Source organism: Streptomyces sp. BPTC-684 (assembly GCF_030028635.1).
GTDB classification, from domain to species: domain Bacteria; phylum Actinomycetota; class Actinomycetes; order Streptomycetales; family Streptomycetaceae; genus Streptomyces; species Streptomyces noboritoensis.
Genome location: NZ_CP124863.1, coordinates 6,866,089 through 6,878,750 on the forward strand (window position 1 = coordinate 6,866,089; position 12,662 = coordinate 6,878,750).

1 protein-coding gene (running past one end of the window) is annotated in these 12,662 nt (G+C 74.4%); it reads left to right on the top strand.

The features are described 5' to 3' along the window. A protein-coding gene (locus QIY60_RS30705; RefSeq protein ID WP_283145435.1) for a non-ribosomal peptide synthetase crosses the window boundary here: on the top strand, positions 1–12,636 show its 3' portion. The gene continues 9,036 nt to the left of window position 1, outside the view; only the last 12,636 of its 21,672 coding nucleotides appear in the window; the start codon falls outside the window, past its left edge; its stop codon occupies positions 12,634–12,636. Positions 12,637–12,662: the final 26 nt, after the last annotated feature.

The following is a 12,662-nucleotide window of genomic DNA, read 5'->3' on the forward strand; positions in this document are numbered from 1 at the left end:
TCGATCCTCGTCATCCAGCTGAACAACGCGCTCGGCCGCGACTTCGACGAGCTGAGCAGCACGCTGTTCTTCGACTGCCCGACGGTCCGCGAGGTCGCCGGGTACTTCACCGGGGCGCACCCCGCGCGGCTGGCCGAGGTGCTGGGCGCCGAGGAGCCGCCGCACACCACCGCCCCGGACCAGGTCCCGGCTCCGGCTCCGGCCCCGGCCCCGGTCCAGGACGTGGCTGTGGCCGCGGCCCCGGTCCGGGCGCCCGCGCCCCGTCTCCGCGACGTCGCCATCGTCGGCCTCGGCGGCCGCTATCCCCGGGCCGCCGACCCCGCCGCGCTGTGGGAGAACGTGCGCCACGGCCTCGACTGCACCACCGAGTACCCCCTGGACCGCTGGTGGCTGCGCTGGGAGGAGGACGGCAAGGAGCGCCCGCGGGGCGGGTTCCTGGCGGACGTCGCCTCCTTCGACGCCGAGTACTTCGGCATCCCGGACGACGAGGCCGCCGCCATGGACCCCCAGGAGCGGCTGTTCGTCGAGACGGTCCACAGCGCCCTCCAGGACGCCGGGTACACGGCCGCGGCGCTCAACCGGCAGGGCAGGGTCGGGGTGTTCGCGGGCGCCATGAACGCCACGTACAACGGGCGCACCGCCCACTCCTCGATCGCCAACCGCACCTCGTACCTCTTCGACTTCCAGGGTCCGAGCATCGCCCTCGACACGGCGTGCTCGTCGTCGCTCACCGCGATCCACCTCGCCCTGGAGAGCCTGTACAGCGGCGACAACGACTGCGCGGTCGCCGGTGGCGTCAACCTGCTCCTGAACGCCGACCACTTCGACGTGCTCGCCGAGCACGGGCTGCTGTCCGCCGGTGACCGGTGCCGGCCGTTCTCCGAGCACGCGGACGGCTTCCTCGCCGCCGAGGGCGTCGGCGCCGTCGTGCTTCGGCCGCTGGAGGACGCGCTGGCCAACGGCGACCACGTCTACGCGGTCATCAAGGGCAGCGCGGTGAACGCGGGCGGCCGGACCAGCCGGTACAGCATGCCCAGCCTCACGGCCCAGCGCGACGTCGTCGCGCGCGCCCTGGAAAAGGCGGGCGTCGAGCCCGCCACCGTCAGTTACGTGGAGGCGCACGGCACGGCGACCGCGCTCGGCGACTCCATCGAGATCTCCGCGCTCAGCCGTGCGTTCGGCACCACACGCGCGGGCCAGTACTGCGCGGTCGGCTCGCTCAAGTCCAACCTCGGCCACGCCGAGAGCGCGTCCGGCGTCGCCGGTCTCACCAAGGTCCTCATGCAGCTCAAGCACGGGCAGCTCGCGCCGTCGATCAACGCCGAGGAGCTGAACGGCGGGATCGTCTTCCAGCGGACGCCGTTCGCGGTGCAGCGCGAGCTCGCGCCGTGGGCGCCGGTCGACGACGACGGGCGGTCGCTGCCGAGGCGCGCCGGGATCTCCTGCTTCGGCGCGGGCGGCTCCAACGCACATCTGATCATCGAGGAACACCCTGGAGGCGGCGACGTGGCCCCGGCGCTTGCGCATCTGACCGACGAGCCCTGCCTGGTGCCGCTCTCCGCCCGGACCCCGGACCAGCTGCGGGACGTGGCCGGGCGGCTGGCGGACTTCGTCGGCGACACCGACCGTGCGGTGCCGCTGCGCGACCTCGCGTACACCTTGCAGGTGGGGCGCGACGAGCTGCCGGTGCGGCTGGCCCTCGTCGTACGGTCGGTGCCGGAGCTCGCGGCACGGCTCGCGGCGTTCCTCGGCGAGGGCCGGGCGCCGGGCGCCGAGTACGCCGACCTGACCGGCCGCGAGGCCGGACGGCGGACGCCCGCGACGGTCGGCGACCCCCGCGAGGCGGCCCGGCAGTGGCTGTCCGGGACGGGCCTCGTGTGGGAGGCGCTGTACGGCGGGGCGCCGCTGCCCCGGCGCGTCAGCCTGCCCACGTACCCGTTCGCCAGGAAGACGCACTGGTACGGGGAGCGGCTCGCCCCGGCTCCGGCGGCAGCGGCCCAGGCCGTCGCGCCCGCGCCCCGTGCCGCCGAGGGCGGTGGCGTGCGCGAGCTGCTCCTGGACGCCGTCGCCGCGCAACTGGACGTGGACCCCGCCCAGGTCCGCACCGATGCGGACTTCCCCGCCCTCGGCCTCACCTCGATGGGGCTGGTGCGGCTGGCCAAGGAGATCCAGCGCGATCTCGACCCGGGGTTCGAGTCCGCGCTGCTCTTCGAGCACGCGACGGTCGACGAGCTGGCGGCCCATCTCACCGGGCGGGGCGTCGCCGCGGCGCCGCGGCCGGTGGCGCCCGCCGCGCGCCACCCGCTCTCCGAGGGCCAGCAGGGGCTCTGGACCCTGCAGAAGGCGTCCCCGGAGTCCGGTGCGTACAACGTGCCGCTCTGCTTCAGGACCACCGGCTTGGACGTCGGCGCCCTGCGGGCCGCGTTCGCGCGGGTCCGGGCCCGGCACCAGGTGCTCGGCGCGGCCGTCGAGGTGGCGGGCGGCAGCCTCCAGCTGGTTCAACAGGGGGACGGGCAGCCGGTGGTGACGGAGCATCACCTGTCCGTGGCCGACGAGAGCGAGGCGGTCGCGCTGATCCGCGCGCACGCCAAGGAGCCGTTCGACCTGGAAGGCGGCCCGCTCTGCCGACTCGACGTCTTCCACGGCCCGGGCGCCGCGGCCTGGGTGCTCCTGAACACCCACCACCTCGTGCTCGACGGGGCCTCCGCCGTGCTGCTGGTCAAGGACCTGCTCGCGGAGTACACGGCGCTCACCGAGGGCCGGACCCCGGGCGTGCCGCACCCGAGCGCCCCCTACGGGGAGTTCGTGGCCGCCGAGGCCGAGGCGCTGAGCGGTGCCGGGGCCGACGGGCGGCTGGCGTACTGGCGCGAGCGGCTCTCCCAGCCGCTGCCCGCGGTGGCGCTGCCCGCCGACCGGCCGCGCCCCACCGCCTCCGGCGCCGGGGCCACCGTGACCCGGCGCCTTTCGGCCGGACTCGGCGCGCGCATCGCGGAGTTCGCCCGCGGGCGGCGCGTCTACGCGTCCGCCGCCTACCTCGCCGCGTTCAAGGTCCTGCTGCGCCAGTACACCCAGCAGGACGACGTGATCGTGGGCATGCCGGTGAGCACTCGGCCCGCGACCGGCTTCGAGCGCACGGTGGGCCACTTCGTCGACATGCTGCCGGTCCGCAGCCGCGTCAGCGGCGCGGCGCGCTTCGCCGACCTCTGCAAGGACGTCCAGAAGAACCTGGTCAACGGCCTCGCCCAGCAGTACCCGTTCACGGCCCTGGTGCGCGAGCTCGGTCTGTCCACGGGCGACGGCGGCGCGCCGGTCTTCCGGTACGCGTTCATGTACCAGGACTGGCACGAGGACGTCACCGCCGGCGCCCCCGCCTTCTCCTACGTCGAGGGCATCCACCAGGAGGGCGAGTACGAGCTCGTCCTGGAGGTCGTCGAGCCAGCTGGGCCCGGCGGCTCCTGGACCGTCAACTGGAAGTACGACACCGCCCTGTTCGACGCCGCGACGGCCGAGCAGCTGCTGCGCCAGTACGTCCACCTCCTGGAGACCGTCCCGGCCGACCCGGAGCAGCTCGTCGACGCGTGCTCGCTGCTCTCGCCCGAGGAGCGCCACACCCTCACCGTCGAGTGGAACGCCACCGAGGCCGCCCACCCCGAGCGGCCGGTGCACGAGCTGTTCGCCGAGCAGGCGGCCCGCACTCCGGACGCGCTCGCGGTCGTCGCCGGGCAGGACTCCCTCACGTACGCGGAGCTCGACGAGCGCTCCGGCCGTCTCGCGAGCCATCTGGCGGACCTCGGTGTCGGCCCCGGCAGCCTGGTCGCGGTGTACCTGGAGCGCTCGCCCGAGCTGCTGGTCGCGCTCCTCGCGACGGTGAAGGCGGGCGGCGCCTACATCCCGCTCGACCCCGACTACCCGCAGGACCGGCTCGCCTACATCCTCGGCGACGCCCGCCCCCAGGCCGTCCTCACCCACAGCGCGCTGCGCGCCCGGCTGCGCGAGCTCGCCGACGTGCCCCGCACGGTCCTGATGGACCGGCCGTGGCCCACCGGCGGCCCCATCGGCGCCCGCGTCACCGCCGACCACCTCGCGTACGTCATCTACACCTCGGGCAGCACCGGCGACCCCAAGGGGGTGATGGTGCCGCACGGCGCCCTCACCAACTTCCTCTGCTCGATGACGGACCGGCCGGGCCTGCGGGCCGACGACCGGCTGCTCGCGGTGACCACCCACAGCTTCGACATCGCCGCCCTGGAGCTCTACCTCCCGCTGGTCGTCGGGGCACGCGTCCACCTCTGCGACGCCGACACCGCGCGCGACCCGGGCCGGCTCAAGGCGCTGCTGGGCGCGGTGCGGCCCACGGTGATGCAGGCGACCCCGTCGACCTGGACGATGCTGCTGCACGAGGGCTGGACCAACGACGAGCGCGTCCGCGTGCTGTGCGGCGGCGAGGCGCTGCCCGAGACCCTGCGCGAGCGCCTGACCGCGCTCGACTGCGAGGTGTGGAACCTGTTCGGGCCGACCGAGACGACCATCTGGTCCACGGCCGGCCGGATCGAGGCGGACGGCCGCATCACCATCGGCACGCCCATCGACAACACCCAGGTCTACATCCTGGACGGGCTGGGCCGCCCCGCGCCCGCCGGTGTCCCCGGTGAGCTGTGCATCGCGGGCGCCGGGCTCGCCAGGGGCTATCTGAACAAGCCGGAGCTGACGGCCGAGCGCTTCCCCGAGAACCCGTTCGCGCCCGGCACCCGCATGTACCGCACCGGCGATCTGGCGCGCCGGCTGAGCGACGGCCGGATCGAGTGCCTGGGCCGCATCGACTCCCAGGTGAAGATCCGCGGCTTCCGGGTCGAGCTCGGCGAGATCGAGCACGTCCTCGCCGCTCACCCGGCCGTGCGCGAGTGCGTCGTGGTGGCCCGTACGCGTGCGGAGAGCAGGCAGCTGGTGGCGTACTACGTGCCGGCGGCGGGCCCGGTGGCGGCCGAGGAGCTGACCCGGCACCTGGCCCGGAAGGTCCCGCCGTACATGGTCCCGTCGTTCGTCCTGCCCATCGACGCGCTGCCGTGCACCCCCAATGGCAAGGTCGACCGCAAGACCCTGGAGGAGCGTCCGGTGGCGCTGGCCCGAACCCGCGCGGACGCGCCCCGGCCCGTCGAGGCGGCCCCCGGCTCCCCGCTGCCGCACGAGGGCGATGTGCTCGCCCTGTGGCGCGAGGTGCTCGGCGTCGACGACCTCGGCCCGACGGACGCGTTCCTGGACGCGGGCGGCAGCTCGGTCCTGGCGGCCGTGCTCGCCGACCGCGCCGCCAAGCGGTACGGGGTGCCGTTCACGGCGGCCGAGACCTTCAAGTGCGTCAACGCGCGGGGGATGAGCGAGCACCTGCGGGCGAGCGGCGGCACCCGGGCCCGTGCCGAGGCGGAAAGCGTTCAGCCCGCACCGGCCGCCTCTCTCGCCGGCAGCGTCGCCGTCATCGGCATCTCCTGCCGGCTGCCCGGCGCCGAGGACCACCACGCGTTCTGGCGCAACCTCCTCGCGGGCGAGGAGAGCGTCGAGCTCTGCTCCACCGGCGAACTGCGCGAGCTGGGCGTCGACGAGAGCCTGATCGCGCACCCCGACTACGTTCCGGTGCGCGCGAGCATGCGCGGCAAGGGCCTGTTCGACGCCGACTTCTTCCAGGTCTCGCCGCGCGACGCGGAGCTGATGGACCCTCAGCTGCGGCTGCTGCTCCAGCACTCCTGGAAGGCCGTCGAGGACGCCGGACGGCTGCCCGGTGACATCACCGACAGCGCGGTCTACGTGTCGACCAGCAACGCCCTCTACCAGGCACCGCTGGCGGCCCGGAACGCGCGGCGCGACTCCGAGTCGCTGGTGGGCTTCCTCCAGGCCCAGCCCGGCACCATCCCGACCACCGTCTCGCACAAGCTGGGCCTGACCGGCCCGAGCCTGTACGTGCACAGCAACTGCTCGTCCTCGCTGGCCGGTCTTGCCCTCGCGGTCCAGGGCATCCAGTCCGGCCAGACCCGCCACGCGCTGGTCGGCGGCGCCGGAATGTACGCCGAGAACGCCGTCGGCTACCTCTTCGAAGAGGGCATGACCCTCTCCTCCGACGGCCACTGCAAGCCGTTCGACGCCGAGGCGAGCGGAATGATCGGCGGCGAGGGCGTCGTCGTGGTCCTGCTCAAGGACGCCCGGTCCGCCGTCCGCGACGGCGACCACATCTACGCGCTGCTGCGCGGCGCCGGGATGAACAACGACGGCGACCGCAAGGCCGGTTACCACGCGCCGAGCGTGGCCGGGCAGGCCGAGCTGGTCTCGGCGGTCCTGGACCGCGCCGGAGTGCACCCCGAGAGCATCGGCTACCTGGAGGCGCACGGCACCGGCACCCGGCTCGGCGACCCCATCGAGGTGATGGCCGTATCGGAGGCCTACCGCCGCCACACCGACCGCACGGGCTTCTGCGGCATCGGCTCCGTCAAGTCCAACCTCGGCCACCTGGACGCGGCGGCCGGGCTCGCCGGTCTCGTCAAGACCGCCCTGGTCGTCGGCAACCGGCGGATCCCGCCGACCGTCAACCACCGCGTGCCCAACCCGCAGATCGACTTCGCGCTCTCGCCGTTCTACGTGGTGGACCGGCTCGTCGAGCTCGCCCCCTCGGCCGAGCCGATGCGCGCGGCCGTCAGCTCGTTCGGCATCGGCGGCACCAACGTCCACGCCGTTCTGGAGGAGGCGCCCGCGCGCGGGGCCGAGGACGCCGTCCTCGCCGGTCCGCGCCTGGTGCCGCTGTCGGCGCGCGGGCCGCAGAACCTGCGCCGGTACGCGGACGACCTGGCCCGCCGGCTCGCCGAGCTGGAAGAGGCGGGCCCGAGCGCCCGCCGCCTCGCCGACGTCGCCTTCACCCTCCAGGTGGGCCGCACCCAGCAGAGCGAGCGCGTGGCGTTCGTGGTGCGCGACGTGCGCGAACTCATCGACGCCCTGGGCGACTTCGCCTCGGGCGGGGAGCAGCGGGTGTACGGCGCCGACGGCGTCCTGGCACACACCGCCCGACAGTGGGTGGACGGTGGCGAGGCGCACTGGCCGCACACCGACGAGGCACACCCTCCGCGCCGGATCAGCCTGCCCACGTACCCGTTCACCGAGGAGTACTTCTGGCTGCGCGGCGAGGAGGCCGCGGCGCCGGAACCCGTCTCGACCGACGTGTCCCGCAAGGAAGGTGACGGCTCGTCGGACCTGGACTTCTTCGAGGAGCGCTGGGTGCCGACGGCCGCCGCCCCCGTCCCCGACGCCCCCGCGTCCGAGGCGCAGGTCGTGCTGTGCTTCCTCGACGGGGCGGCGGACCGGGCCGCGTACGAGCGGTCCCTGCGCGAGCGCGCGCCCGGTGCCGAGCCGGTCTTCGTCGGCGCCGGATCCCCGTATCCCGTGGACCGCGACGACGAGCGCAGCTGGAAGCGGGCGCTCGGGGCGGTCGCGGCCGAGTACGGGCGCGTCGACGCGATCCACTACCTCTGGCCGGCCGGGCACCGCGACGGCGGTCCCGGCGAGCAGCCGTCGCCGCTGCGCGAGCTGCGCGACGTCGCCTCGCTGATCCGAGCCGTGGCCGCCGCCCGCCTGGAGGTGCCGCACCTGCTCGTGGCCGGGCACTTCCGCGACGCCGTGGAGCAGGCCGCCCTCGACGCCCTGATCGGGTACGAGCGCTCGCTCGCCGAGGTGCTGCCGGGCACCGCCCTGCGCGTGGTCCTGCACGAGGGGGCGATCGACGCGTCCCACTGGGCCGCGCTGCTCTTCGCCGAGCAGCGCCAACAGGACCCGGCGAGCGTGCTCTACCGGGCGGACGGCGTGCGCCGGACCTGCCGGGTCGAGCGCGTCGAGACCCCGGCCCGGCCCGCCCGGAGCGTACTGCGCGACGGCGGAACGTATGTGCTGACCGGTGCCTTCGGCGGCCTCGGCCGCCGCCTGGCCGAGTACCTGGCGCGCGAGTACCGTGCCCACCTCGTCCTGCTCGGCCGCTCGGAGATCGGCGCAGCCGACGAGGCCTGGGCCGAGGGACTGCGGCGCTCCGGCAGCCGGGTCGTCTGCCGCCGGGCCGATGTGAGCGACCCGGATGCGCTCGCCGGACTGCGGGCGGGCCTGCCCGAGGAGCTGCGCGCCTTCGACGGCGTCCTGCACCTCGCGGGCGCGGCCGAGCCGGTCGCCCTGCCGGCGAAGACCATGGACTCCATCGACGCGGTGCTCGGCGCGAAGGCGCACGGCACGCTCGCCCTGGAGCGCGCCCTCGGCCTCGACACCGAACGCCCCGACTTCGTCTGCCACTTCTCCTCCACCGCCGCCGTCCTCGGCGACTTCGGCAGTGGCGACTACGCGGTGGCCAACCGCTTCCAGGCGGCCTACGCGCGCGCCCTCGGCGAGCGGCCGGCGCGGCACCGGACGCTCGCGATCCAGTGGCCGCTGTGGGAGGAGGGCGGCATGGGCGCGTCCGCGCAGCGGACCGCGGACCCGGAGTTCATCGGCACTTACCTCCGCTCCAGCGGCCGGCGGCCGCTGGAGACGGCGGCGGGGCTCGACGCGTTCGAGCGCCTGCTGGCGGCCGACCTCGCCGCGCCGATGGTGCTGCGGCCCACCGCGCGGGCGTCGGCGAGCGTCGCCGGCCCGGCAGGACCGGCCGCGCGGCCCGAGCAGCCGGCCCCCGCCGTGCGCACCCGGGCGCCGAAGACCGGTGAACTGACGTACGCGGTACGGGAAGTGGTCCAGCACGTCCTCAAGGCGGAGGCGCACCGGATCGACGACCGCGGCAACTTCGTCGACCTCGGCTTCGACTCCATCCGCCTCACCCAGCTCGCCCACCGGCTCTCCGACCGCATCGGGGTGCGACTGCTGCCCACCGTCCTCTACGACCACCCGTCGATCGAACGGCTGGTGGAGCACCTGGCAGGAGAGGACGTCCGGATGGCGGTGGAGGCTCCGGCGGTGGCCGCCGAGCCCGCGGCGGCGGTCGAGCCTGTCGTGGTGGCCGAGCCCGCAGTCGGGGACGAGCCCGTCGCGATCATCGGCATGAGCGGGATCTTCCCCGGCTGCCGCTCGGTGGCCGAGTTCTGGGACGCGCTCGCCGACGGCAAGGACATGGTCCGCGAGCTCCCGCCCGGGCGGTTCGGCGCGTCGGTCCCGGCGGAGCCGGACGGCGAGCGCTACCGGTGGATGGGCAGCGTCGACTGGGCGGACGAGTTCGACGCCGCCTTCTTCGAGATCGCCCCCAAGGAGGCCCGGACGATCGACCCGCGCCAGCGCCACCTCCTCCAGGAGTCCTGGAAGGCGCTGGAGGACGCGGCGCTCGGCGCCGAGGAGCTCAAGGGCAGGCGCGTCGGCGTGTTCGTCGGCGTGGAGCAGGGCGACTACCAGTTCCTGGTGAAGGACGGCGGCAACGTCACCTCCAACCACGACGGCGTCCTGGCCGCCCGGCTCTCGTACTTCCTCGACCTCAAGGGCCCGGTCCTCGCCGTCAACACCTCCTGCTCCTCGGGCCTGGTGGCCCTGCACCAGGCCTGTCTGAGCCTGCGGCAGAAGGAGTGCGACATCGCGGTGGTGGCGGCCGCCAACTTCGTGCTCACCCCGCAGTCGCTGGACGCGATGAGCCGGGCGGGCATGCTGTCCGAGGCGGGCCGGTGCTTCACCTTCGACCAGCGCGCCGACGGCATGGTGCCCGGCGAGGCGGTCACGGCCCTGGTGCTGCGGCCGCTCGCCGCCGCCGAGGCGAACGGCGACCCGGTGCACAGCGTGATCGCCGCGAGCGGCCTCAACTACGACGGCCGCACCAATGGCATCACCGCGCCCGCCGGAGAGTCCCAGCGCGAGCTGCTGTCCTCGGTCTACGAGCGCGGCGGCATCGACCCGAGGGACCTCGGCCACATCGTCACCCACGGCACCGGGACCAAGCTCGGCGACCCGGTCGAGGTCAACGCCCTGCGCGCGGCCTTCCGTACGGACGCGGGCGTCGCGGAGCGCGGGTTCTGCGCGCTGACCTCGACCAAGACCAACTTCGGCCACACCTTCGCGGCGTCCGGCCTGGTCGGTCTGATGAGCCTGTCCGAGTCGGTGCGCCGGGGCGTCATCCCGGCCAGCCTGCACTGCGAGCAGGACAACGAGTACATCGACTGGAGCGACAGCCCCTTCTACGTCAACAAGGCGACGAAGGAGTGGGCCACCCCGACGGGTGCGCCCAGGACGGGCGCGGTGAGCGCCTTCGGCATGAGCGGGACGAACGCGCACGTCGTGGTGCGCGAGTACGTACCCGGTGCCGTGGCACCCCCCGCCGCGTCCGGTGCGGTGGGGCAGCTGCTGCCGCTGTCCGCCAAGACCGAGGCGGCGCTCGCCCAGCTCGTGGACCGGCTGCTCGACCTGATCGCCGACGGCGAGCTGCGCGACGCCGACCTGCCCGCCCTGGCCCGCACGCTCGGCGACGGCCGCCACCACTTCCGGCACCGCTGCGCCGTCGTGGCCGACACCCTCGACGAGGCGGCCGCACTGTGGCGCGGCTGGCGCGACGGCTCGGCCGGGGCGGGGTGCTTCGCGGGGACGGTCGCGCGCGACTTCTCGGCGCGGTCGGCGGTCGGCGCGGACGCCGGGCGGGTGACCGCACCCGGCGCCGACCTGGACGCCACCGAGCGCCGCCGGGCCCTGTCCGCGCTCGCCGAGCGCTATGTGCGCGGCCACGACCTGCCGGCCCCGGACGCGGAGACGGACGCCCGCCGCCCGGCGCGCCTGCGGCTTCCCACGTACCCGTTCGCACGGAACCGGTACTGGGTGCGGGAGGAGGCGCCGGTGGTCGCGGAGGCTCCGGCCCCGGAGCGGGCCGCTGCCCAGGCTCCGGCGCGGCCCGCTGACCGAGTTCCGGCCGCACCTGCCGTTCGGGCTTCGGCTCCGGCCGAGTCCGCCGCCCCGGCGAAGCCCGTCGTGCTGGCCGACCTGGCCGACTTCCCGCACCGGCTCGCCGAGCCGGTCGAGGCGCGGCCGCACACCGTGACGCTCTCCCCGCTGCCCGCGCCCGCGCGTCCGGTCACGCGGGAGCACGACATCCTGGAGGACCTGAAGTCGGCGGCCAACCTCGACTTCGGCGGCATGGTGGCGACCCTCAACCGGACCGGTGTGATGGTCGAGCACCTCATCCCGTACTCCTCGGAGTTCGCCGAGTACGCGGGGGAGCGCGGCGGCGAGGTCCTCGACCTCGGCTGCGCCTACGGCATCGCCAGCATCGCGGCGCTGGAGCGCGGCGCGCGCGTGGTCGCGCTCGACATGGAGAAGAAGCACCTCGACATCCTGGAGCAGCGCGTCAACGACGACGCCCGCACCCGCCTGACACTGCGTCAGGGAGTGCTGCCGGACGTCGACTTCGAGGACGGGCGGTTCACCGCCGTGCACGCCAGCCGCGTCATGCACTTCCTCGCGCCCGAGGGCGTCGGGGTGACCCTGCGCAAGATGTTCCGCTGGCTGGAGCCGGGCGGAAAGGTCTTCCTGAGCACCGACTCGCCCTACTTCGGCTACTGGGCCTCCAAGGCCGCCGACTACGAGGCGCGCAGGCGGGCGGGCGACCCCTGGCCCGGCTACATCGAGGACGTGGCGGCCCACTTCGAGGCGGCCCACGTCGTCGGCGGGCCGAGCCTGATCAACGCCCTCGACCCCGAGGTCTTCCGGCGGGAGTGCGAGGCGGCCGGGTTCGTGGTCGAGCGGGCCGGGTACTTCGGCGCGGTCGGGGTGGACCGGGGCTCGTACGGGGCGCCGGGCCCCGACATGGAGCACGTCGGCATCATCGCGCGCAAGCCGGACACCACCGACACCGCCGAGCCGGCTCCGGCCGCCGTCGCGCCGCGCGACGAGACCGCCCGCGTCGGCGACATCGACTACCGGGTGCGCGGCACCGGCACCACGGCCCTGGTCCTCATCCACGGCCTGGGCTGCGACATGACGTACTGGGAGCGGCAGGCCCGGTACTTCGCCGACCGGTACACCGTCGTCACGCTCGACCTCGCGGGCCACGGCGGCTCCGGCCGCGACCGGCGGCACTGGACCGTCGAGGCGTACGCACGGGACGTGGCCGACGTCGTCGCCCGGGTCGGCGCCGAGCACGTGGTCCTGGTCGGCCACTCGCTCGGCGGGCCGGTCATGCTGGCGGCCGAGCCGCTCCTCGGGGGCCGGGTGCGGGGCATGGTCGGCGTGGACACGCTCCACACCTTCGACCCGCAGCCGCTCAGCGCCGAGCAGCTGGACCGGTTCGTGCAGAGCTTCGTCGACGCGCCCGTACGGGCCGAGGAACTCTTCCTGGACACGCGCCGGGCGGACCTCGTCGCCCTGGTCGAGCGCACCCGCGCGCACGTCGGCGAGGCGATCGTCTCGGCGTCCTTCCGCGAGATGCTGACGTACCTCCAGCGGCTGCCCAAGCGGTTCGGGGCGCCCGTGACCCTGGTCAACTCGACGTCGTGGATGCCCACGGACACGGCCTCGGCCGCGAAGTACGGCGTGGACGTCGAGTTCGTGGACGGCGTCGGGCACTTCGTGATGCTGGAGGCGCCCGAGGTGCTGAACGCCTCTCTCGAACGGCTGGTCAAGGGGTTCGTCGACGGCCACGGAGCGATCGGGGCCACTGAGCGATGAACCGGGAAACAGGTACTAAGATCCCC